This is a genomic window from Chryseobacterium vaccae (assembly GCF_009602705.1).
Classification (GTDB): domain Bacteria; phylum Bacteroidota; class Bacteroidia; order Flavobacteriales; family Weeksellaceae; genus Chryseobacterium; species Chryseobacterium vaccae.
This window is the reverse complement of the sequence record NZ_VSWH01000001.1, coordinates 4,886,315-4,910,686: the sequence shown is the minus strand read 5'-3', so window position 1 is coordinate 4,910,686 and position 24,372 is coordinate 4,886,315. Positions and strand designations below refer to the sequence as shown.

General features: G+C 37.1%; 21 protein-coding genes. 7 read left to right on the top strand and 14 right to left on the bottom strand.

What is annotated here, in order from left to right:
• Nucleotides 1–60: 60 nt before the first annotated feature.
• From FW768_RS22505 to FW768_RS22485, 5 genes are all read right to left on the bottom strand, one after another.
• Nucleotides 61–591: a DUF1003 domain-containing protein gene (locus tag FW768_RS22505; protein ID WP_153399434.1), complete on the bottom strand. Its 531-nt coding sequence runs from the start codon at nucleotides 589–591 to the stop codon at nucleotides 61–63.
• A gap of 10 nt (nucleotides 592–601) precedes the next feature.
• Nucleotides 602–1,372, bottom strand: a complete 771-nt coding sequence (locus tag FW768_RS22500) for a TIGR02757 family protein (protein WP_394349967.1) — start codon at nucleotides 1,370–1,372, stop codon at nucleotides 602–604.
• Between the two features lie 7 nt (nucleotides 1,373–1,379).
• Complete coding sequence (locus FW768_RS22495) at nucleotides 1,380–2,294, bottom strand: ribonuclease Z (protein WP_153399432.1); 915 nt, start codon at nucleotides 2,292–2,294, stop codon at nucleotides 1,380–1,382.
• A gap of 166 nt (nucleotides 2,295–2,460) precedes the next feature.
• On the bottom strand, nucleotides 2,461–3,048 hold the full coding sequence (gene rdgB / locus FW768_RS22490; protein ID WP_394349966.1) for an RdgB/HAM1 family non-canonical purine NTP pyrophosphatase: 588 nt from the start codon (nucleotides 3,046–3,048) through the stop codon (nucleotides 2,461–2,463).
• 38 nt (nucleotides 3,049–3,086) lie between these two features.
• Complete coding sequence (locus FW768_RS22485) at nucleotides 3,087–3,917, bottom strand: CPBP family intramembrane glutamic endopeptidase (RefSeq protein WP_153399430.1); 831 nt, start codon at nucleotides 3,915–3,917, stop codon at nucleotides 3,087–3,089.
• Between the two features lie 110 nt (nucleotides 3,918–4,027).
• Here FW768_RS22485 and FW768_RS22480 point away from each other — a divergent pair, with 110 nt between their 5' ends.
• From FW768_RS22480 to FW768_RS22465, 4 genes are all read left to right on the top strand, one after another.
• The gene (locus FW768_RS22480; RefSeq protein ID WP_153399428.1) at nucleotides 4,028–4,717 is read left to right on the top strand and encodes a hypothetical protein; all 690 of its coding nucleotides are present in this window, start codon (nucleotides 4,028–4,030) and stop codon (nucleotides 4,715–4,717) included.
• A gap of 10 nt (nucleotides 4,718–4,727) precedes the next feature.
• Entirely contained in the window at nucleotides 4,728–5,447 is a 720-nt protein-coding gene (locus FW768_RS22475) for a hypothetical protein (protein ID WP_153399426.1), read from the top strand.
• A 61-nt stretch (nucleotides 5,448–5,508) separates the two neighbouring features.
• Complete coding sequence (locus tag FW768_RS22470) at nucleotides 5,509–7,104, top strand: peptide chain release factor 3 (protein WP_153399424.1); 1,596 nt, start codon at nucleotides 5,509–5,511, stop codon at nucleotides 7,102–7,104.
• Between the two features lie 474 nt (nucleotides 7,105–7,578).
• Nucleotides 7,579–8,529, top strand: coding sequence for a DUF4349 domain-containing protein (locus FW768_RS22465; RefSeq protein WP_153399422.1), 951 nt, complete (start codon nucleotides 7,579–7,581; stop codon nucleotides 8,527–8,529).
• Between the two features lie 49 nt (nucleotides 8,530–8,578).
• On the opposite strand, the gene FW768_RS22460 is transcribed toward FW768_RS22465, so the two are convergent.
• The 4 genes from FW768_RS22460 to FW768_RS22445 form a co-directional block, all read right to left on the bottom strand.
• Nucleotides 8,579–9,421: an IS3 family transposase gene (locus FW768_RS22460; RefSeq protein ID WP_153393733.1), complete on the bottom strand. Its 843-nt coding sequence runs from the start codon at nucleotides 9,419–9,421 to the stop codon at nucleotides 8,579–8,581.
• Complete coding sequence (locus tag FW768_RS22455; protein WP_153392342.1) at nucleotides 9,409–9,936, bottom strand: helix-turn-helix domain-containing protein; 528 nt, start codon at nucleotides 9,934–9,936, stop codon at nucleotides 9,409–9,411. The genes FW768_RS22460 and FW768_RS22455 overlap by 13 nt, the downstream gene beginning before the upstream one ends.
• A 316-nt stretch (nucleotides 9,937–10,252) precedes the next feature.
• Nucleotides 10,253–10,618, bottom strand: a complete 366-nt coding sequence (locus FW768_RS22450) for a hypothetical protein (RefSeq protein WP_153399420.1) — start codon at nucleotides 10,616–10,618, stop codon at nucleotides 10,253–10,255.
• Nucleotides 10,619–10,640: 22 nt separating this feature from the next.
• On the bottom strand, nucleotides 10,641–11,780 hold the full coding sequence (locus tag FW768_RS22445) for an acyl-CoA dehydrogenase (protein WP_153399418.1): 1,140 nt from the start codon (nucleotides 11,778–11,780) through the stop codon (nucleotides 10,641–10,643).
• A gap of 243 nt (nucleotides 11,781–12,023) precedes the next feature.
• Here FW768_RS22445 and FW768_RS22440 point away from each other — a divergent pair, with 243 nt between their 5' ends.
• Nucleotides 12,024–13,802, top strand: coding sequence for an AMP-dependent synthetase/ligase (locus FW768_RS22440; RefSeq protein ID WP_153399416.1), 1,779 nt, complete (start codon nucleotides 12,024–12,026; stop codon nucleotides 13,800–13,802).
• 95 nt (nucleotides 13,803–13,897) lie between these two features.
• On the top strand, nucleotides 13,898–15,628 hold the full coding sequence (locus FW768_RS22435; protein WP_153399414.1) for a hypothetical protein: 1,731 nt from the start codon (nucleotides 13,898–13,900) through the stop codon (nucleotides 15,626–15,628).
• Nucleotides 15,629–15,777: 149 nt separating this feature from the next.
• Here FW768_RS22435 and FW768_RS22430 read toward each other — a convergent pair whose 3' ends face one another.
• The 3 genes from FW768_RS22430 to FW768_RS22420 all read right to left on the bottom strand — a co-directional run bounded on the left by FW768_RS22430 (nucleotide 15,778) and on the right by FW768_RS22420 (nucleotide 18,622).
• Nucleotides 15,778–16,554, bottom strand: coding sequence for a zinc ribbon domain-containing protein (locus FW768_RS22430; RefSeq protein ID WP_153399412.1), 777 nt, complete (start codon nucleotides 16,552–16,554; stop codon nucleotides 15,778–15,780).
• A 2-nt stretch (nucleotides 16,555–16,556) separates the two neighbouring features.
• Nucleotides 16,557–17,654, bottom strand: a complete 1,098-nt coding sequence (locus FW768_RS22425) for a Nif3-like dinuclear metal center hexameric protein (protein WP_153399410.1) — start codon at nucleotides 17,652–17,654, stop codon at nucleotides 16,557–16,559.
• 128 nt (nucleotides 17,655–17,782) lie between these two features.
• A complete protein-coding gene (locus FW768_RS22420) occupies nucleotides 17,783–18,622 on the bottom strand; it encodes a hypothetical protein (RefSeq protein WP_231128777.1) in 840 nt (279 codons plus the stop codon).
• A 249-nt stretch (nucleotides 18,623–18,871) separates the two neighbouring features.
• Between FW768_RS22420 and FW768_RS22415 the strand changes: the two genes are divergently transcribed.
• On the top strand, nucleotides 18,872–19,699 hold the full coding sequence (locus FW768_RS22415) for an ion transporter (protein ID WP_153399408.1): 828 nt from the start codon (nucleotides 18,872–18,874) through the stop codon (nucleotides 19,697–19,699).
• Between the two features lie 291 nt (nucleotides 19,700–19,990).
• Here the strand turns inward: FW768_RS22415 and FW768_RS22410 are convergent, their stop codons facing one another.
• Both FW768_RS22410 and FW768_RS22405 read right to left on the bottom strand, forming a co-directional pair.
• Nucleotides 19,991–21,961 carry a T9SS type A sorting domain-containing protein gene (locus tag FW768_RS22410; RefSeq protein ID WP_153399406.1) on the bottom strand — a complete coding sequence of 657 codons (1,971 nt, stop codon included), beginning with the start codon at nucleotides 21,959–21,961 and terminating at the stop codon, nucleotides 19,991–19,993.
• A gap of 307 nt (nucleotides 21,962–22,268) precedes the next feature.
• Nucleotides 22,269–24,269 (bottom strand): T9SS type A sorting domain-containing protein, encoded by a 2,001-nt coding sequence (locus FW768_RS22405; RefSeq protein WP_153399404.1) that lies wholly within the window; start codon nucleotides 24,267–24,269, stop codon nucleotides 22,269–22,271.
• Nucleotides 24,270–24,372 lie beyond the last annotated feature (103 nt).

Sequence of the window (24,372 nt, the reverse complement as noted above, 5' to 3'; positions counted from 1 at the left end):
AAAACAGACCCGTCTAGAGGCCTGTTTATCATTTATCATTACTGAGATTTACCCAAGCGGTTAATCTTTCTTCAGATCTTCAATTTCATTCTGAAGCTGGGCAATAATATCTTTTAATGCTTTAATCTCATTTTTATTTGAACTTACATTGCTTTTGAGCATCACATTTTTCGCTCTTTCATTGTGGTCTTCATCTTCTTCATCTTCATTAATTTCTTCAATGTCTTCCTGAATATCTTCAATATCTTCGTTGATCTCTTCAATGTCTTCGCTGATTTCCTCGATATCTTCACTGATCTCTTCAATATCCTCCTGAATATCCTCAATATCTTCCTGGATATCTTCTATTTTTTCATGACTTTTATTTACAGACATCTGAATGAAAATAGCCAGATAAATAGCCTCTAAAGAAACCACTGTGGTAAGAATCAGCAGCATTTTATCAAATTCAACCAGATGAAGCAGTGGCAGGAGGAAGGAGATCACAAAAAATAAGGTATGAGCAATCAGTGACGGAATAGAACCTATCCACCATGTAATTCCGTTTGCAATTTTTTCTAAAACCTCTGTTTTTTCACCGTATTTCTTCATCCTTTTTCGTTTATAAAAGTTCTTTGGTCACTCCCAGTCCAAATAAAGCAAAATCATATTTGGCGGGATCATTTTCATCAAATTTTCTGACAGCAGTATCTAACTCTGCAACTGTTTTCCAGTCATTTTGTGTCCGCTGGATTAACTCCAGTTTCCTCGAAATATTTCCGGTATGGACATCCAGTGGAATAGACAGATATTTCTGATCGATATTTTCCCATATTCCAAAATCTACGCCATGTTTATCTTTTCTCACCATCCACCTCAGAAACATAATGATTCTTTTAGCGGAAGAGTTTTTATAAGGTGAACTGATATGCTTATGACTTCGGTGCTTCTCTGTTTCAAGAAATCCATGTCTGAATCTTTCGATGGCATGCAGAAAACTGGTTTCCTGATCTTTCAGCATAAACAGATTTTCCAGGCTTTCATTTTCTTTATAAATCCTGCGGAACTGTCGGATGAAATAAGCAAAATCTTCACCATTGAACGTTCTGTGAATACTTTTATCCTGAAAACTTTCCAGATCTTTCTCTGTGTGGCTGATGACGAAATCATATGGAGAATTCCCCATGATTTCAAGCATCTTTTCCGCCGATTTAATGATTGATTTCCGGTTTCCCCAAGAGATGGTTGCTGCCAGAAATCCTGCAATTTCTACATCCTGTTTTAAAGAAAAACGGTGCGGAATCTGTATAGGATCATTTTCTATAAAATCGGTAGTGTTATAACGGTCTGCCTTTTCGTCTAAAAAACTTTTTAACTCTTCAAAATTCAGCATACTGATCTTAAATTTTTACGCTTTCCAGCGCTTTTGGCAGAAAAGAATTTGGAAAAACAGCTCTTGCCTCATCGGTAAATACTGTCAGATCAGCATATCTGTTGGAAAAGTGTCCCAAAATTAATTTTCCTACCTGCGCTTTCTGAGCAATCATTGCAGCTTCCAATGCTGTAGAATGTCCTGTATAATCTGCCATTTCTTTCAGATCGTGAAGGAAGGTAGATTCATGGTAAAGAACCGTTACATTTTTAATGATCGGAATCACACTTTCCAGATAACGGGTATCGCTGCAGAATGCGTAAGAAACCGGAGGAGCAGGATCTACAGTAAGCACTTCGTTTTTAAGAACATATCCATCACTAAGCACGAAATCTTTTCCTGCTTTGAGATTATGATAATCACAGGTTTCTATTTCACTGTATTTGGCAATTTCCTTCATATTCAGATGTCTTTCTTTCGGTTTTTCCCTGAAAAGATAGCCATTACAATAGATTCTGTGGTCTAAAGGAATGGTGTATACCTCTACCCTGTTGTCTTCATAAATTTTTTCTGAATAGTCTTTATCCAGTTCATGATATACGACTTCAAAACCACGATGGGTTTCTGTAATCTGAAAAATAGTTTCCAGCATCTTCTTGATTCCTTTCGGGCCATAAACATGGAGGGGATTTTCTCTCCCAAGCAAACGGAATGAAGCAATCAATCCCGGCAGCCCAAAACAATGATCACCGTGAAGATGCGAAATAAAAATATGGTTGATCTTTGAAAACCTTGCTTTGGCTTTTCTCAGCTGTACCTGTGTTCCTTCCCCGCAATCAATCAGGAAATGTCTTTCTTCTATTTCCAGCAGCTGGGCTGTGGGTGAAGAATTAATGGTAGGAATTGCCGAATTAAAGCCTAATATCGTTAAATAAGTACTCAAATCAATAGTTTATTATAAACAAATGTACGACAAGAAAATCGAAAAATAATTCTTTATCATGATACTTCTGTGTTTTTATATTTCCCGGCTCCATAAAAAAAGGAAATTCCCCACCAATGGAAGGGAATTGTATATTATCAGCCAGCATTATCTTAAAGATCTGATATTAATCTTTTACTTTTAAAAAATCCAGAAACAGATCCAAAGCCTGTTTGCGGTGGCTTATTTTATTTTTATCTTCAGGATTCATTTCAGCAAAGGTTCTGTCGTATCCTTCAGGAACGAAGATCGGATCATATCCAAATCCTTTATGTCCTTTATTTTCTGTTAACAGATTTCCATGAACTTTTCCTTCGAAATATTTAGCTCCATTTTCGTCATAATAACAAAGAACTGTGATAAAATAAGCTTTTCTGTTTTCTGTTCCTTCTAACTCACTTAAAACTTTTTCTATATTTTTAGCAAAATCATGGTCTCCTGCATAACGGGCTGAAAAAATTCCGGGTCTGCCGTCCAGTGCTTCAACAGCCAGTCCGCTATCATCTCCCAGACTTGGAATCCCTGTTTTTTCAAAACAATATTTTGCTTTGATCAGAGCATTGGCGCTAAACGAGTCGCCGTCCTCTATAATTTCCTCATGAATAGCATAATCCGTAAGGCTTTTTACTGTAAAATCATTTCCCAGAATTTGCTGGATCTCTTCTTTTTTATGCTCGTTGTGTGTAGCAACCAATAATTCCATATCTATATTCATTTTTACTTAATTTTCTTTTTCCCGATTCTCTCTGCCTATTAAATTTCAGCGTAATGTACTTTATATTTTTTTGTAAAAAGATAGTAAAATAGTGAAAACAACACGATTCCCACCATAAGTATTACCCATTCCGGGATTTTAAATGCTTCTGCAAAGCTTTCATTTTTAGTATAGGTTATAAGCAGTGATGAACACAGGTTGTTAAAAGCATGCAGCAGCATAGGCAGCAGCAATGATTTTGTTTTATAATACACCAATCCCAGAACGCATCCCAGAAGCACTGCCCCTACAAACTGCCATGGGTTTCCATGAACCAGGCCAAAAATTACTGAAGCATAAAAGATAGCTCTTTTAGGGTTTACTCCTTTATTCATCAATCCTTTCTGAATAATCCCCCTGAAGATAATTTCTTCAAAAATAGGAGCCATGATGACCGTCATAATGATCATCATGATGGGTTCAAAAGTAAGCTGGTTCATCAACTGAGAGAAAAATTCATAGTATTCTCCCCAAAACGGACCTGTTGTAGGAATAAGTGAAGTGGTAAATTCTGCAATGAACATCATTCCGATCATCATAGGAAAAATCAGAACGTAAGTATAGAAGTTGGTTGTGGAAAAATTAAAATTAAGCTTCTTTCCCGTGGAAGGTCTTACAATAAAAAAATCAAAGAAAGCGATTGCTGTCAGAAAACCGACTGCATTGGTTATCATAAGGTACCATTCTTTAAGTTCCAGGTTTTCTTTGAAAACTATTTTCCAAAAAAGATTAAAAAAAGAAACAGACATTGTCCCTATAAATAATCCTGCCAGTAAAACAAGACCTCCGATCCATGTGAAAGTATACTTCGGATATCTGCTATTTTCCATTCTATTTCTGTAAAAAATTTAATAAAAACAAAGATAATTTTTTTGCCACCCTTAAGCAACTAAAAAAGGAAATACTTATTTTCGTCTGTTCTTGAGAAGCATAGTGAAAAATGAACCAGAAAAAACTTTTCCCGGCAGTTGAATCCAAAATCAGTGTATTGACGACGTGGCTTGTCAACGGGCTTCTGTATGGACTTCTTCTATTCTGTTTTGTTATTTTCGGAGCACTTCCTGTTTATGGAATTTATAAAAGAGGATGGGAAAATACAACAGTTCCGATAATCATCTGTCTTCTGATTTTATGTTTTATCTGGGCTCCTTCTGTCTGGTTTTATGGTATGAAAAGAAAAAAGATGGCTAATAAAATTGTGATTGATGATAGTGGTCTCTTCCATTACAATGCCCATAATGAGGTTGTGACCAGAATATTATACACCCAGCTTGTTTCTTCAGGCCGGGATTTTGATATTACCACCATCAGTACTTCTAAAGGCTTAAAATCCCTTCTTGAATTTCATGTACAGGATGAAAAGGCAGATCATGTGGTGAAACAGATCGAAATGAGCCTGCCTATGCATGTTGTAAACAACCGTTATCATTTGTATGCTCACTTTCTGAAAGGAATTTCAACATTCCGGCCGGATCTGAAGATTGATCCGAAGGTTTTCCGGGATTATTCAATTGACAAAGAAACCTGGCAGGTATTTGATAAAAGCTCAACCTCGCTTTTGCTTCTGATGTTTTTAGCTGTATTTTTAACTGCCGGATTATTGATCTGGCTGGTGATGGTATTCACTTAATGGATTAATTATGCAGGAAAAGTTTGCCACTCTGGAATCGGAAATCAACCGGCCGCTGACTTATTTGGGAATCGCCCTTGTCTGGGCCGTGATTATTGCAACCGCTGTTGTGATACTTACCCTTTTTTATGAAGTCTTGGACTATGGATTTACCAGTTACCTTTATAACAAGCCAGATCAGTTTTTTATTCTCCTTATTGCAGGAATTGTCCTTATTGCTGTTTCTGTATTTCTTATAATCTACATGACCAAAGGCAGAAAAAATGATTACCACAGAGTGGTTGTAGATGAAAAAGGAATAGGTATGTATAATGTTGAAAACAGACTTATTTCCTCTTTACAATATTCTGACCTCTGTTCATCCAACGACAGGTATCTTTCTGATGTAAGCAGCAGAACCGGTTATCAGCCGTATTTCACACACTCGCTCCTTGTTTTTAAGTATGATAAATCCGGAGGAACGGTAATGAGCCAGATCAGTTTCAATAACAATTATTATAGTTTCAAAAATAAATATGAGCTTTACCGGCATTTCCTGCTGGGTGTACAGACTTTCCGGCCTGATCTTAAAATAAACAGTCGGACTTTGGAAGAATATTATCTGACACCGGAACCCCCTCCTTCCCCAAAATTTGGAAAATTTGAATGGATAATAACAATGGTAGCTTTTGCCATTGTTATCGGTTTAATCTATGTATTTTACTTATTTATAGGTTTATTTTCAAAATAGAAGTTCATCAGATTTGAAAACCTCGTAAAAAATCACGATTTTTGTAACTTCAAAATACGATATGTCAGACTTAATCAAAGAAATACAAAAAAGAAAAACCTTTGGGATTATCTCCCACCCGGATGCCGGAAAAACAACTCTTACTGAAAAGCTTCTTCTTTTTGGGGGTGCTATTCAGGAAGCAGGTGCGGTAAAATCCAATAAAATAAAAAAAGGAGCCACCTCCGACTTTATGGAAATTGAAAGACAGAGAGGAATTTCTGTAGCAACTTCCGTATTGGCATTTGAATATAAAGGCCATAAGATTAATATTCTGGATACTCCTGGTCACAAAGACTTTGCTGAAGACACCTACAGAACCTTAACTGCCGTAGATTCTGTAATTGTTGTTATTGACGTTGCAAAAGGGGTCGAAGAGCAGACTGAAAAACTTGTTCAGGTGTGCAGAATGAGAAATATTCCTATGCTGGTTTTCATCAACAAGCTTGACCGTGAGGGTAAGGATGCTTTCGATCTTCTGGATGAAGTAGAACAAAAACTGGGATTAAGTGTTGTTCCGCTTTCCCTTCCGATTGGTATGGGAAGTGACTTCCAGGGAATTTATAATATCTGGGAAAACAACATTCAGCTGTTTTTGGAAGAAAAGAAGCAGAAGGTTGGTGAAACGATAAAGTTTGACGACATTAATGATCCTTCTATTGATGAGGTAATCGGGGAAAAAGCCGCTCAAACATTAAGGGATGAGCTTGAACTGGTACAATCCGTATACCCGGAATTCAGCCGTGAAGATTATATGAAAGGTGATTTACAGCCTGTTTTCTTTGGTTCTGCTTTAAATAATTTCGGAGTGCGTGAACTTCTGGATGCCTTTATTGAAATTGCGCCGATGCCGCAGCCTAAGGAAAGTGATACCCGTATTGTGAAGCCTGAAGAAAATACCTTCACAGGATTCGTTTTCAAGATCCACGCGAATATGGATCCTAAGCACAGGGACAGACTTGCTTTCGTAAAAATTGTTTCCGGAACATTCAAAAGAAATGAAAATTATTTATTGGTAAGAGAAGGAAAAAAAATGAAGTTCTCTTCTCCAAACGCATTCTTTGCCGACAAAAAAGAAGTGGTAGATGAAAGTTTCCCGGGCGATATTGTAGGTCTTCATGATACAGGAAGTTTCAGAATCGGGGATACATTAACCGGTGGTGAAAAGCTAAGCTTTAAAGGTGTTCCTAGCTTCTCTCCTGAGCATTTCCGTTATATCAACAACAACGATCCGCTGAAAGCCAAACAGCTTTCCAAAGGTATTGATCAGTTGATGGATGAAGGTGTAGCCCAGTTATTTACCTTAGAAATGAACGGCAGAAAGATCATCGGAACAGTAGGTGCCCTTCAGTACGAGGTAATCCAGTACCGTCTGGAACATGAATATGGAGCAAAATGTACCTATGAACCGCTTTCAATGCACAAAGCATGCTGGGTAGAAGCAGATGAAAAATCTGAAGAATTTAAAGAGTTTGCGAGATTAAAACAAAGATTCCTTGCGAGAGATAAGTACAACCAGCTGGTATTCCTTGCTGATTCTTCATTCACTATTCATATGACGCAGGAGAAATTCCCGAATGTGAAACTGCATTTCATCAGTGAATTTCAGAATAGTTAAATAAAGCTTTAAAAAGCTAAAACATAGTAATCCGTAGAAATTTTCTGCGGATTTTTTGTTTTGTTGGGAAACTAAAGGACACAATTTATTTTTTATACCATCTAAAATAAGGTGCAAGATTATCTCCGATAAAATTGTATACCACATAATCAAGCCTAAATCTTTGCTAAAAATCTTTGATTTTTTTTACGCCTTAAAAGCAGCATGATAGTTTAAAGTCCTTGCGGCTTTGCGCTTTCCAACATATAAATAGATTGGTTTTTCTCTCGCGAATCTGGCAGATTGGACAGGTCTTTTATTACAACATGTAATTTTCTTAATCTTTTTTCCATCCGGCAGCTTTGTAAATCTTTTGTAAAACAAATACAAAGTGCTGAAAATCTGAATATTGAAATTTTACCAGTATAATACATTCTATTTACAAGCGCTACAAAAGATCCGGTCTTAATTTTACTTCATCAAAAAATTACTATTATGAAAAAGTTCATATTACTAGCAGCAATATCTCTGACATTTATTACCTGTAAAAAGGGAGAAACGGCACAATCAAAAATAGAAGGTGCTGTTCATTCAGCAGACAGTACTGCTTCAGCAATGACAGAAACAGCTAACTCAATAAGTAATGAAGCTGGAAAGCTTATGGATTCTGCCAATGTAAGAATAAAAGATTTTGACGATACCAAGGAGGATATTCAGCAGAAAATAGAAAATACAGCAAAAACAGTAGATTCTTTATCAGATAAAATCGCGTCTGCAAAACTGACATCTAAAACGGAGAAAAAAGATTCCACGGAAAAGAAATCTGAGAAGATTGTAGTGAATGTACCGGCTCCAAAAGTAATTAAAGAAACCAAAGTTGTATACAAAGACAAACCTAAAAACGACAGTTATGAGCTGGCTGTAAAAAACAGACTGGTGAAATCCGGAGAACTGTCCATAACAGCTGATAATACTGAAACGATAAAAGATGTTATTAAAGAAGAAACGATAAAAAACAACGGTTTTGTAAAAAGTGAAGCGCTCTCTTATGTTGCTTCTGAATACTCAGACAGACAATCTTCTGAAGAAGCCAACGAGAAATCATATTATATGGAAATCAAGGTGCCTATCCGGAATTTTGATAATCTGATGGATGATCTAAGTAATATTGGAACGATTGAAAGTAAAAACATCCAGGCTTCCGGAGATCATTACTCAGATAATACGATATGTACTATTGCAGTAACACTTACTGATAAAGCCTATGGGAAAGAATCTGAAACTTTCGGAGGGAAATCAATGGCAGCTATTTCTTCAGGCTGGAATGTGATTACTTCTATTTTCCTTTTCCTTCTCCCACTATGGCCACTGTTCCTTATTGCCGGTATCGGATATTATTTTTATAAAAAGAGAAACAAAAATATTCCTGATAACAATTCACATTAGATTTTTATAGTCCGTCTCCTGTAGACTGCACCCAAAAGTTTAGACAAAATTAAACAATATTATTATATGAAAGAGTTCGGTACTGTACCGGACTCTTTCCTTTTAGATTAAGTCTTATCCTGTCGTTATTGTAGTAATTGATATACTTCTTTATTTCTTTTTTGAGCTCATCAATGGTTTTAAATTTCTTAGTATAGAACATTTCAGATTTTAAAGTTCCAAAGAAGTTTTCTATTACCGCATTATTCAGGCAGTTTCCTTTGCGGGACATACTTTGGATAATGCCTTTTTCTTTTAACAGATGCTGATAGGCTTTCATCTGATATTGCCAGCCTTGATCAGAGTGGATAATGAGGTTTTCAGTATTCTTGATTTTTCTGAGCCCTTTTTTGAGCATATTTACAACCTGTGCAAAGGCAGGCCTTTCCGAGAGATCGTAACTGATAATCTCGCCATTGTAAAGATCAATTATCGGCGAAAGATACAATTTACTGCCCGAGACGTTAAATTCTGTCACATCAGTGGCCCATTTTCTGTTTGGCTGATCTGCCTTAAAGTTCCTCTCCAGAATATTTGGTGCTATCCTGCCTTGCTCTCCCCGGTAAGATCTGTATTTTTTAACCCTAACGATACTTTTCAATCCTAGGGTCTTCATCAGTCTTAAGACCGTTTTATGATTAATTACAATTCCTTGCTGTTTCATAATCAAAGTAATACGACGGTATCCAAACCGGCCTTTATGCCTATGATAAATCTGTTTTATCAAAGTTTTTACTTCTCCATATTTATCTTTTTTATCAAGAGCTTTCTGATGGTAATAGAAACTGCTTCTGGCCATACCTGTACAATCCAGCAGGAGTGACAGGTCATATTTTCGCCTTAATCCTTCGATGGCCTCTGCTTGTTCTTTTTGAGAGTTAAGGCGTCTAACTTTTTTAGAAAATCAATTTCAGCTCGAAGCCTTTCGTTTTCCAATAAAAGTTCTTCTTCTCTGGTCAATGGCTTATCGGACTTTCTTTTCTTACGCTTGTGATCACTCATAATGCAGGGTCTTCCTTTGGGTTTGTTCTTTAACCCTAAAATACCACTTTTTTCGTAATCCCTTTGCCAATTCAACACGCTAGACTGAGCTGCGATATCGAATCGGATACATGCTTCCCTTTGGGAGATATGTTCTGTTTCGATGGCTTTTAGAACTTTAACCTTAAAATTCAGGGAATAGCTCTTGTTTTTTCTCGGTTGTAGCCCCGAGATTACGTACTTGTTATAAAAACCAATCCATTTGCGCAGATTGCTTTCATTAAATCCTTTCTCTGTTGCTATAGATTCAATCGAACGATAAGAGTTTTTGTGAAGATTAATACATTCTAATTTGAAAGCAACGCTAAATTTTTCTTTTCTATACATAAAAAAATGCCCCTAAAAAGTGTCTAACTTTTTGGGGGCAGTCCACTGAGGCGGATTTTTTATTGTTTATGATCGTAAATTTCAAGTGTATTTCAGCTCCTGTATTTTTTAATATTATTTTAATAAAAATCAGCGATCCGTACAGTCTGTTCTTTCTATATTTAACTATTCATAAAATGATGTTGAAACAAACAATAATATTTTATGATCTGTTTCAAATATTGGGTTTACCCTGTTCTCATAATCGGGGTAAACTATAAATATATTATAAAAAGTGGTTTGTAATGCAAAGGCTCCCTTTCAGGAGCCTTTCATTTTATTTCATATTCACTACTTTATCTACAATAAACTTTGTATTTCCTCTCCACGGAAGCGTTCCGTTGTATTCCTTATAATGAAGATCAAAAGTTTTTCCGCTGTTGGTTTCCAATTGCTTGAAAATTTCAGGATCTTCTACAGAAAATTCAAACTCATAGCTCGTTACCGTGCCTGTTTTTCCTCTTCCGAATCCTTCCTGAATCAGCTTTCCTTCATAGGTTTTGAAGACATAGCCTTTTTTCATGGCGTAATTCAGATATCCGGACTTTACTCCTTCTCCGAAAACGAAGAAAAATTTATACCATACAAATACTCCTATCAGCAAAAGGACAACTCCGAGGGTGATCCACAAAGATTTTTTCATAAGCAGTGTGTTGATGTTATTTTTATTTTGCGATGCTTCTGGAGATCACAATTTTCTGGATCTCAGAAGTACCTTCATAGATCTGCGTAATCTTCGCATCTCTCATCAGTCTTTCTACGTGGTATTCTTTTACGTATCCGTATCCACCGTGAATCTGTACAGCTTCAATGGTAGTATCCATAGCCACCTGAGAAGCGTATAATTTTGCCATTGCACCACTTTCAGAGATATCTTTTCCTGCATCTTTCTCACAAGCAGCTTTGAAACATAACATTCTTGCTGCCGTGATCTGAGTAGCCATATCTGCTAATTTGAAAGCAATTGCCTGGTGGTTGATGATTTCTGTTTTGAAAGCTTTTCTTGTTTTTGCATATTTTAAAGCCAGTTCATAAGCTCCTGATGCAATTCCTAAAGCCTGAGAAGCAATACCAATTCTTCCTCCGTTAAGTACTGCCATTGCAAAGTTGAATCCGAAACCGTCTTCACCGATTCTGTTTTCTTTCGGAACTTTTACGTTGTTGAAGATCAAAGAGTGCGTATCACTTCCTCTGATTCCCAGTTTATCTTCTTTTGCTCCGATCTCGAAACCTTCCCAACCTCTTTCTACGATGAAAGCGTTGATTCCTTTATGTTTTTTCTCAGGATCTGTCTGTGCAATGACGATATAGTAAGAAGCAGTTCCACCATTCGTAATCCAGTTTTTAATCCCGTTTAAAAGATAGTAATCTCCTTTATCTTCAGCTGTTGTTTTCTGAGAAGTCGCATCAGAACCCGCTTCAGGCTCAGATAATGCAAAAGCACCAATTACCTGTCCGCTTGCAAGAGGCGTAAGATATTTTACTTTCTGCTCTTCAGAAGCAAACTTTTCAAGACCTGCACATACCAATGAATTGTTTACAGACATTACCACTGCTGCAGAAGCATCTATTTTTGCGATCTCCTCCATTGCCAGAACGTAAGAAACGCTGTCCATACCTGCACCACCGTATTTAGGATCCACCATCATTCCTAAAAGTCCCATTTCACCCATTTTCTTCACCTGTTCTGTAGGGAATTTCTGGTCGCGGTCTCTTTCAATAACTTCAGGTAATAGTTCGTTTTGCGCAAAATCTCTTGCAGCCTGCTGAATCATCAGCTGTTCTTCGGATAAATTAAAGTCCATAAAAAATAATAATTAGATAGCCGTAAATTTACACTTTTTGGCGAAATCTGAAAATAGAATCGGTAATTAGAAATCTGTAAAAAAGATGAAACTGTGTTTTTAATATTCCTGAGATCCTGAAGAAGCTTTACGGATTTATATATTATGGCAGGCATTCAATTAATTTTCAATTAGTCGTTTCTGCTATCTGCAATTAAAAAAAATGCTTATATTTAGATTTCTTTAAATATTACTTAAAAAATCATGACGATAAAGAGATTATTCGATATTCCACATTACGCTTTAGAAAAATTTCCTAAAACGGATATGTTTGTGACCAAATATCAGGGTGAATGGAAAAAAACTTCAACACAGGAGTTTATCAATGAAGGCAACAAGATATCCAGGGGGCTTCTGAAGCTGGGTATAAAACCTGGTGACAAAATTGCTTTGATCACAACAAATTCCCGTACGGAATGGGCGATTATGGATTTCGGACTATCCCAGATCGGGGTAGTTTCCGTACCTGTTTATCCGAGTATTTCTCCTGAAGATTACGAATTCATCTTTAATAATGCCGAAATACAATACTGTTTTGTCTCAGATAAAGAGCTTCTTGCTAAGGTAATGAAGGTAAAACATAACATTCCTACTCTACAGGGGATCTTCACTTTCGATACGATAAGCGGAGCAGCTAACTGGAGAGAAATTCTGGATCTTGGTGAAGATGATTCAACACAAATTGAAGTTGAGGATCTTTCCAATGCGATCAACGCTGAGGATCTGGCGACTATTATTTATACTTCCGGAACGACGGGAAGACCAAAAGGGGTAATGCTTACCCACCACAATATTGTTTCCAATGTTTTAGGTTCTGTTCCGAGAATTCCTAAGAAAAAAAGTTTAGATTATAAGGATACCCGAGTTCTGAGCTTTCTTCCGATCTGTCATATTTTTGAAAGAATGCTTTTCTATCTTTTCCAATACAACGGTTTCTCCGTATACTTTGCAGAAAGCATCGATAAGATGGGGGAAAACGTGAAAGAAGTGAAGCCTCATTACATGAGCGTAGTGCCAAGACTGGTTGAAAAAGTATACGACAAAATCTATAATACAGGGTCTTCAGCCGGCGGTCTTAAATCAAAAATATTTTTCTGGGCGCTGAATCTTATCAATAAAAAGAAGGAAGTTTCCAAGCCTTCCGGATTACAGCAGATCATTGCTGACAAACTGGTATTTTCTAAGTGGAGAGAAGGTTTGGGAGGTGAGATCATTACATTGGTTTCTGGTTCTGCAGCTTTATCTACACGATTAAATCTGATGTTCCAGAACGCCGGAATTCCGATTCTGGAAGGATATGGTTTAACGGAAACGTCTCCTGTAATCTCTGTAAACAGTGTGAATAAAATGAAAATCGGAACGGTAGGCCCTCCGTTGGATAATCTACAGGTAAAGATCCAGGAAGATGGTGAAATTACGGTAAAAGGACCTTCTGTCTTCAAAGGATATTTCAAAAATGAAGAGATGACCAAAGAAGCCTTTACCGATGACGGATTCTTTAAAACCGGAGATATTGGCCACATCGACAGTGAAGGTTTCCTTCAGATCACAGATCGTAAAAAAGAGATGTTTAAAACATCCGGAGGTAAATATATTGCTCCTCAAACCATTGAAAATTTAGCCAAAGCTTCTAAATTCATCGAGCAGATCATGGTGGTAGGTGATGGTGAGAAAATGCCATGCGCATTGGTACAGCCAGATTTCGAGTTTGCCAAGAACTGGGCGATGAGAAATAATTTAAATATTGGTTCTACTCCGGCAGAAATTGCTAAAAGCCCTGAACTGAAAGCAAGAATTGAAAAAGAAATAGACGGCATCAACGAACATCTTGGAAACTGGGAAAAGATCAAAAAAATTGAGCTCACTCCTGAAGTTTGGGGCATTGACGGAGGTCTGCTTACTCCTACCCTGAAGCTGAAAAGAAAAGCCATTAAAGAAAAATTTATTGATCTCTACAATAAAATGTATGAGCATCATGAATGATAAAGAAACCGCTTCAACTGAAGCGGTTTTTATTTTGTATTAAAACAGCATAAGATTTCTTTATCTTTGAACCTTTGATTTCAGAAAATATAACCATGTTTACACATTATACCCATTTTAAAAGTTCCTTGCTTGCATTTTTATGTTTATCTGTTCCTCTGGCTTCACAAAAAAAGCTTCAGACCGATAAAACCGGAACTCTTCTCCAATCCGAGTATGTAAAGCTGAAAAAAGAAAAAGGCTATGACGGTATAGGAAAGTTCGATACGATCAGCCTTAATCCGCTTTTAATTTATGCAGGAACCGTTAAAGACAATAAGCTTGGAGTAATAGACCTTTATGGGAAAGAGATCCTTAAAAATGAATATAAACAAATCCGAGGAATCTATAATACCTGGACCGGACTTCCCGGCTATCATGATCATTTCCTTCTTCAAAATGAAAAAGGATGGGCCATTTCCGATTATTACGGCAGCCCGAAAACTCCTTTTATCTATGACCATCTCTGGTTTGAAGAATACCTGCCTGTAGCCAAAAGAATCCAACCGGAAAAGTTTGAATCAAGGATTTTTAAAGATTCTATCTTCAAGGCAAAACAGGGAGAATCTTCTATCTATCTCAATAAAAAAGGCGAACAGATCAAACATAAGGAAAGTCTGTATAAGCTTCAGGGAACTACACCTCTTGACAATAACCCCGATATCTATAAACTGTCTAAAAAGTTTAGCAAAGTTATCCCTCTCACCAATACCCTCTTTATGGTGGCCAGCCCTGCGGATAAAAATAAATTCGGAGTGTATGATCTGTCGTCATCAAAAATGGTTATTCCGGCGAAGTTCAGCTATGTCAATTATATGGAAAAAGCACAGTTTCTTGTCGCCGGAACCGATGATTATAAAAAATACGCCTATGATCTGAAAGGAAACCTCATCATAAAAGAAGCTATGCATTATTTTAATGATATAGGAAATGATAAAAATGTAGCGGTGGTCGTTCATAATCAACATAATAAAGCAGCTCTTTTCACCAAAGATCTTAAGCCGATTACAGATTTTAAATATAATTTTATCGCTGCCTCTGATTACTATGCAAAAGGAGTGGTCAATACAGGTGATGTAAAGGAACAGACAGAAGATTTGATGACCTTGGATGGAAAAAAAATAAACTTTAACGTGGATTATGATGAGATCATTTACTGGGTAAATTCTTTTGAACAACATTCAGAGCCTTTCTTGTTTTTAAGAAAAAAAGATAAGCTGGCCATTGTGAAAGAAGGAAAAGTCATTTCTGATTTTATCTATGATGAAATTCTGCCGGAAGCCTTCGTTGCTTCTAATCAGCCCATCCTTACTTTTGAGCCTTCCATGTCAGCCAACCATCCCAATCATTTTATCTACTTTAAGAAAGACGGAAAATACGGAATCATGGATAATAACTACAAAATCATCCTCAATAACATCTATGATATGATTACCGAATCAGCGATGACGGGATATGTACATGTAGCCAGAAAATCCCCTGAAACAGGTAATAAACAATGGGGAGTATATGATGTAAAAGGAGGTAAGGAAATTATTCCTACACAGTTCAGCTTCATTCGAAATACGGAACTGGATTTCTTTTTGGTAGCCCAAAAATCGAAATTCGGGATTTACGATAATACCGGAAAACAAATCCTCCCGCTGATTTATAGCCACAGGCTTTCCTCTGAGAAAAATTTTGTAGGCCTTCAGTCTTTTTATGAAAACTATGGTGAAGCCTTTGCCTACATAGATTCTTTCGGAAATGTAACGATAAAAGAAGGCTATGTCCCTAAAAATAATTGATCTCTAAGATTATACAATGTTAAAATGCTGGAAGAGGGAAGTTATTAAGAGCAAATATTGATTTGATTTATTTATTTTATTTGGCTTCCCATAATATAAAAAAAACCGCTCCATTTCTGAAGCAGTTCTGTTATTTTAAAAACCGGTAATTAGAATTTAATTACAGATTTCATTTTTTCGTTTTCTTCCATTACCAACTCATCATCAACAAGGATTTTTCCAGAGTGCTCATCAATGATGATTTTCTTTCTCTGGGCAATTTCCATTTGCTTTTGAGGTGGAATAGTGAAGAATGAACCTTTAGGAGCTCCTCTTTCCAATCCTACTACTGCAAGACCGTTGATAGAGTTGGTTCTGATTCTGTTGTAAGAAGCCAATAATCTTTCGTCAATCTGGCTTGCAAATTCTTTAGACTTCTCAATCAGATATTCTTCTTCTTTCTGAGTTTCAGAGATCAGACCGTCTAATTCTTCTTTTTTGAATTTCAAGTGATTCTTAAGATCATCTATCTTTGCATTCAGTTCACTTAAAGTTTCATTTTTATGAGCAATTTTAGCTCCGAATTCTTTAATTCTTTTTTCAGCAAGCTGAATTTCAAGATCCTGGAATTCCATTTCTTTTCCTAATGCCTCAAACTCTTTATTGTTTCTTACATTATCCTGCTGAGATTTGTATTTTTCAATTAAAGTTTTCGCATGGTTGATTACTTCATGCTTTGTCTTGATCTGGTCGTCCTGATCCTTAATGTCTGCATGAAATTTTTCAGCTCTTTTTTCAAGTCCTTCAATCTCAATTTCAAGATCTTCAACTTCAATTGGCAATTCTCCTCTGGTATTTCGGATTTCATCCAATCTTGAATCAATGATCTGTAAATCGTATAAAGCTCTTAATTTTTCTTCAACTGAAATATCGTTGGTTTTTGCCATATTTAAATGAAATAATTTACTGGGTTTGTTTTTTCAATAGATTTTGAAATTGCAAATGTACTAAATTTTTGTGACAAAATTTCAAATAATTGTTGGGTAACCAATTGTTCTGATTCATAGTGCCCTATATCACAGATCAGCATTTTAGATTCTGCCAGGAAAAAATCGTGGTACTTGATATCTCCGGTAAGATAAGCATCACATTTTTTGGATAAAGCAGACCTGATCCCGCTTGCTCCGGAACCTCCCAAAACCCCTACCCTTTTGATTTTTTTATTATTGAATGCGGAATGCCTGATCATTTCAAGACCAAATTTTTCTTTCACCAGTTGTAAGAAATCTTTTTCTTCCATAGGCTCGTCCAGCTCTCCGTACATTCCCAGTCCTGCATGATGATTTTTGTTATCCAGACTGTAGATATGGTGGGCTACTTCTTCATAAGGATGTGCCTGCTTCATTGCGGTCACAATCTGCCCTTGTTTGTACTCTTCAAAAATAACTGAGATCATATTTTCATCAGCATTTTCACGGATATTCTGCTGTCCGGAAAATGGATTGGAGCCCTCTACCGGTCTGAATGTTCCGTTTCCGTTCACCGTAAAACTGCATTCGTCATAAAATCCTATACTTCCGGCTCCTGCAGCAAACATGGCTTCTTTTACTTTCTCGGAAAACTCTGAAGGTACAAAAACCGTCAGCTGCTTCAGATTATTTTCTTTAGGCTGAAGGATTTTCATATTCTTCAGTCCCAGATGGCTGCAGATCCCATGATTCACTCCGAAGAAATCATTATCGAATGCCGTGTGTACTGCGTAAATGGCAATTTTATTTTCAATCGCTTTTAAAACCGCTCTTTCCACATAGTTTTTTCCTGTAATAGATTTCAATCCGGAAAAGATGATGGGATGAAAGCAGACAATCAGATTACAGTTTTTCTGAATAGCTTCCTCCACTACATTTTCCAGTGCATCGTGACACACCAGAATTCCTGAAACATCTCGGTCAGGAACACCACACAGTAAACCCACGTTATCAAAATCTTCCGCCTGCCTTATACTGATCTCCTCTTCAATTCTTGAAATAACTGTTTTTAGCTTCATTGTATAAATTTTCAGTTTCAGCGAAGATATTGATTTTTAGAAAAACCCGGAAAGTATTTCTGAAGCAATAAAAAAAGCCGGCCTGTTGAAGCCGGCTGAGTTTCAAACTAAAACCTATCCAAATTCTTTCAATCTTTAAATAAGGATACCCTGGTAAAGGAGTCTACTACTGCAGTACATGTTAAGTCTGCTTCAAGGAAAAGTTGATATCCTCTACCCGGATCAAGACTGGCAGCATCTGCAATAGTGTAAAAGTAGAAAGTAAGAATGTTTCCGGATGCCGACCCGCTGGGAACAAGCTGGATAGAGTTGATTTCAAACCCTGAATCCGGATTTTTAAAGGTAGCTTTTACAGATCCTGAAGAATTGGCTCCAGATGCCACATTCACAATAAGTCTCCAAACGTGAACCTGGCCATAAATTTCATTTTCTCTCCATTTGCCTGAATTATAGATATTGGCTGTAGTTCCGGGGAAAGGAACTGTTGTTTCCGGCCAGCTCGTTGTAGGGCTTGTAGCGAAGACTAATGGAGTGGTGTATACTACCTGCTGCCTTGGTCCATAACCACTACCTGATCCATTCAGACTGAGGGAAGGTTTTACATCTGCGTTTCCAGAATTTATTTTAACGACACCGTCGTTACCAGCCTGAGATGATGTGGGAACAAAAAGTTGCCTCCAGAGAAGGCCATCCCAGTACTGGAAATTATTTGATGTTGTATTAAAAATAAGAGTGCCCGCGATAAGATTAGGGTTCGGCATTCCAGCCGGAGGTATAGTAGCTGTAGTATTATCAGCCAGATAGGTATCTCTATCTGCATCAGTAAGACGTGGAATAAGAAGGCCTTTCTGATTGGAAACAATATCCAATACGGCTGCTCCGTTTGGAGAGCTTGTATTGATCCCAACTTGTGTGTATAAAATACTGTACATAAAAATTGAGATCCACGAAATTAAAATTTTTCTCATAATGTTTGTTTTTGTAGAATAAAATTACATATTGAATCTTAATTTATGTTAAAAAATAAGTTTTTAATTCTCATATTATTTTCGTAAATTACAAAACATAAGTCACTGAAAACCATGACAATAATATAAAATAATTCACTTTTAAATGATAGAAAAACTTTTAACATTTGAAGATATATAGTAACTATCGTATATTTACCTGGCCTATAGGGGAAATTATTAACTTTGCCGTGAAATACTGATTTTGAAATGGAAAGAGAGCATAACCTTGTTCCTGAAGATAAACTCTGGAAAAGATTCCTTTATCGTATAATTTACCGCTCCGATACAAGGCTCGGAAAGCTGTTTGACATCATCCTTTTATCTTTAATTCTTGCAAGTACAGCAATCATTATGATGGAAAGTGTGCCCAAACTTGACAAAAGATTCCATTATACGTTTCTGATTCTGGAATGGATTATTTCCCTGTTTTTCTCCGCAGAATACCTGATGCGTATTGCTGTAGTAAAAAATAAAAAACATTATGTCTTCAGTTTTTTCGGAATTATTGATTTTCTTGCACTGGTTCCTTTTTATCTGAGTCTCTTTTTCCCGATAACAAAATATTTCCTGATCTTCAGAATGCTCAGAATGCTTAGAATTTTCAGAATCTTCAACCTGCTTGATTTTATGAATGACGGTTACCTCATCGTAAGGGCACTGAAGAACAGTTCCAGAAAGATTTATATTTTCCTTCTGTTTCTGATTATTTTTTCGGTCATTGTGGGCTCTATGATGTTTATGGTAGAAGGAGGCAGGCCTGGGTTTGAAACCATTCCGCAATCCATTTACTGGGCGGTAGTTACTGTAACAACCGTTGGATATGGAGACGTTTCCCCTATTACTCCTCTGGGTAAGTTTTTTGCAGTCATTCTGATGCTTGCCGGGTATTCTATTATTGCTGTTCCTACTGGAATTGTAACCGCGGAAATGCGGAATAAAAGACAGAATCTGGAAAAGGTTTGTGACCGTTGCGGTAATGAAGATATTGATGATGATGCCAGGTATTGTAAGCAGTGTGGCAAGAAATTAGCTTGATATGAGGTAAATACTGAATTATTAACCCAATATCACAATATCATGGAACCAAAAAAGAAAAACAAACCCAACAGTCTGGTCATTATTCTATTTGCCCTGATTGTGTTAATGATTATCATTTATTTTATACTAGTCACTTTTTTCCCTACCCTATTTGACCTGATGAACACAGGGGATATACAGCCGGTACCAGATAAATAATGAGTAATGAGTAATGAGTAATGAATGATAAGTAATAAAAAAGACGGCTGGAGCCGTCTTTTTTATTATACAATGATACAATATGTTATTTTATTTTTTGATTGCTTTGATGGTCTGTTTAGATCCGTCTTTCATTTGTAATGTAACAAAATAAAGTCCTTGTTTTAAGTCTCCTAAATGAAGAGTAGAAGAAGGATTATCAATTGTTTTCACCAATCTTCCGGAAACATCTGAAATGGAAACGGCTTTTACCAGTTCTATTTTCGAGATGTTCAGCACATCTGTAAACGGATTCGGGTATGCTTTAACTGCGTCTTTCGCTTTAGCTGTTTCTGCTGTACTAAGAGCTCCTTTACTGATATTGATGGTAAACGGCCATTCCATTTCATCTGTAAAACCGCTGTAGTTGCCTACGTTTACATAATAAACTGTTCCGGCAACAGTAGGTATAGAAACGGTTTCGGTACCTCCTGAACCGTTATCATCCATAGAATCTTCACAGGTAAGGTTATCACAGCTTCCACTGTAAACCCCTACTTCCGGATCAAATGAACTTCCCGCTGGCATTGATACTGAAATATTGTAAGTATCTCCGTCTCCTGTAAAGGTAAACCACGTACCATCATTCATTGTTCCATCAGTACAAACTTCAATAAATCCATCATTATTCGTTGCACCGCCTGCGTCAGTTTGTGTATAGCTATATGGGAATGTTGTTGCTGCCAGTGCACCTGAACATGCATCATTAGCGGGAGGTGGAGGCAAGGTACCTACGCAGATGTTAAAGCTCTGGGCTCTGCCAGCTCCTCCATAACTGTATACTCTTATGTAGTAAGTATCTCCTGGTGTAAGATCATTAACAAGTGCTGTTGCAGGATCTGAACAGAATACATTCGACATATTGCCGCATGCGCCACTTAAAACCTGGAAATAAGTATCTGTAGTATCTGTACTTCCTATAGAAACGATATTGCTAAGCGAGATGAAATGAGTGGAAGCTGTAGCAGTAAATTTATACCATACGTCATCATCAGGATTTCCGGAACAAGTACCCGTAGCTACTCCTGAGTCTGTAGCACCTAACGTATATCCGGAAGTAGGATTACTACACTGGATATTAGCACTTACAGTAAGCTCAACAGCGCCTGTACACTCATCGTTTGCGGGTGGAGGTGGTGCGCTTTTAAAGGTAATTTCTGAGCAGCCTGCAGATTCTCCTCCCGCTCCTACAGCAGTCACTTTAAGGTAATAAGTCGTATTGGCAGCCAGAGGAGTGGAAGGGGTAAAGCTTGTTGTTGCTACCGATTCCTGGTTAACAACATTTGTTCCCCCCGGCGTAGTTCCTATAGATACTTTATAGCTTTGAGCACCCGTTGGTGCGTTCCAGGTAATATTAGGAGATAATGGAACAAACTGTGCATTATTGGCAGGATATGCCACAACAGGACATGCCGGTATAGAACTAGGAGCAAGCCCCATAATAGTAATAACGGATTTATTGCTACTTAAGTTTCCGTCTTCCGGATTCGCTGTATCAAAAGGATCATCATCATTCCTATAATAAAGAGAAGATCCTGCAGCCGAAAGATTATACACATAAAAAGCTTCACTGAAACCATTGGAGTCATATCCCGATGAATTTTCCTGAGCAGCCACTACCAGATTCTGGGTATTGTTGTAGGGAAAAGGAACTGCAAAAGTAACTTCCACTACTCCATTGTTTTGGGAAATTGCTCCTGTATACACCTCTGTAAGACCAGCCGCTGGAATCCAGTCACTTTCAGAGGTAAAGTTCGTTTTTGAAGTATGTCCCAGAAAAACAGTCCAGTCAGAAGAATTGGTAAGAACCGCATTGGGACTTAGGTAAAATTTAAGCCCGGTAATATTACCTGCTGCATTGGCATTAATTTCCTGTTTTGTGAAGATCTGCTGGACATAAGAATATCCGTAATAAGTACTTATAGGGGCAACCCCTACACTCGTACTTCCTGTGCCCAAGTCAATCTGGGCATTCATGATCATGCTTAGCATTAACAAACATGAAAATAGAAGTTTTTTCATAGATTAGTATATTTTAGTGTTTAGACAACTAAATTAACAATAATTAAGCACAAAACCCCAATTAAAATTAAAAAAATATCCGATATAAATAAATATTTCATATTTCACAAAATAAAGAAAAAAACAGTATTTCCCTCCTTTTTGATATTTTACATCACAGGAAAGCTGATGATCACACCGTTCAATTACAACAACAGATTGGATGAAAAAACAAAACCATCGACCTTATCAGGTTATCATCTGGCCACCACATATCAAAAAAAACAGCAGCCTTTTGAGCTGCCGTTCATTATTAAAAATTAAAATATTATTTTCTGATTACTTTCACAGTCTGCTTTGATCCGTCTTTCATATTTAAAATCACCAGATACATACCTTGTTTAAGATCTTCCAAATGAAGTACGGAGGAAGGTACATTTATATTTTTCACCTGTCTTCCTGATACATCAGAAATAGTAATGGATCCCACTTTTGAAATATCTGCAATATTCAATACATCTGTAAACGGATTCGGATATACCTTGATCTTATCTTTTTCTTTAGAAACTTCTGAAGTTCCAAGAGATGCATTTTTGATTGCAATGGTAAATTCTCCCTCCATATTATCCGAATAAGCACTATAATTACCCACATTTACATAATAAACAGTTCCAGCCGTGGTTTGAACAGAAATTGCTTCTGCACCTCCTGACAATCCATCATCTGCCGTTCCTACACAGGTTAAATTATCACAGCTTCCACTGTATACCCCAATCTTAGGATCAAAAGAACTTCCAGAAGGCATCGTAACTGAAATATCAAAAGTACTTCCAGTTCCGGTAAATGTGAACCATGTTCCGTCATTCATTCCCTCATCTGTACAGCTTTCAATAAATCCGTCATTATTGGTAGCACCCGCCGCATCAGCCTGAGTATAGCTGTATGGGAATACTGTTGCAGAAAGAGCTCCGGAGCATGCATCATTAGCTGGTGCAGGAGGTAATGTGCCTACACATAAGTCAAAAGTAATAGCTCCGTCATACATACTGAATACTCTTATGTAATACGTCTCACCAGGTGTCAATCCGGAAAGAACCTGATAGTCTTCATAGTCTGAACATACAATATTGGTAAGAGTATCACATGCTCCGCTGAAAACTTCAAAGAAAGCTCCTCCATATCCGGAAACAGCAGCCACATTACTTATTGAGACAATATGAGAAGTACCTACTGCAGTAAACTTATACCATACATCATCATCTGCCTCACCATCACAAGGATCAATGCCTGAATCTGTAGCCTCAGCGGTATGTCCTGAAATTTTATTACTGCAGCTCATATCTGAATTCACCGTCAATGCTACAGCTCCTGAACATTCATCATTAGCAGGAGGAGCACCAGGAAGAGTCCCTATACAAATATCAAAAGTATTAAACCCTTCAGCATCACTGAATATTCTTATATAATAAGTTTCTCCGGGATTCAGTCCGGTGAGAATCTGAGAGGTTTCATAATCTGAGCATCCGATACTGGTTAAGGCACCACATGAACCGCTAAATATTTCAAACATAGGAGAATCATATCCATAGATAGAATCTACATTGCTTAATGATATAGCATGAGAAGTTTCTACCGCAGTAAATTTATACCAGACATCATCATCTGATTCGCCTTCACACGGATCAATACCAGAATCTGTACCACCTATTGTAGTTCCTGACGTTTTATTACCACAAAAAAGATCTGCATTAACTGTTAAAGTTACCGCTCCGGAACATTCATCATTCGCTACAGGTGGAGGCAGCATCCCTACACAAATATTAAAAGTCTGAGCCCTGCCTGCTCCATAATAGCTGTACACCCGGATATAATAGGTTTCTCCCGGTGTAAGGTCTCTTACAATATTTTCTTCAGGATCAGAGCATTTAATGCTCGTCAGATTACCACAAGTCCCGTTGAATACCTGAAAATACATATCGGTAGAGTTATCACTTCCTACAGAAACAATATTTTTGAGAGAAATTACATGAATTGAAGCAGTTGCTGTAAATTTATACCATACATCATCATCGGCAGTTCCATAGCAAGGAGCTGGAGCTAATCCTGAATCTGTAGCGTCAAGTGTTGTTCCTGCAACAGTAACACCACAGTTCAGATTTGAATTCACGGTAAGCTGTACTGCATTCTCACAATCATCATTAGCCGGAGGGTTCCATGCTTTATTCCGGCCGTTATATTCTTTCTTATCAGTAGAGAAATTTCCTGTCTCTACCCGTGCATTCATGGTTATGCTTATCAGAAGCATACCCCAGAGTAAAATTCTTTTCATAGTTTATTAAGTTTTATTTTTTTGTTAAATTAATAATATTTTTTGAATATATAACAAAAAAAATAGCAGCTTATTAGGCTGCTATTCATAAAACACTGATTAA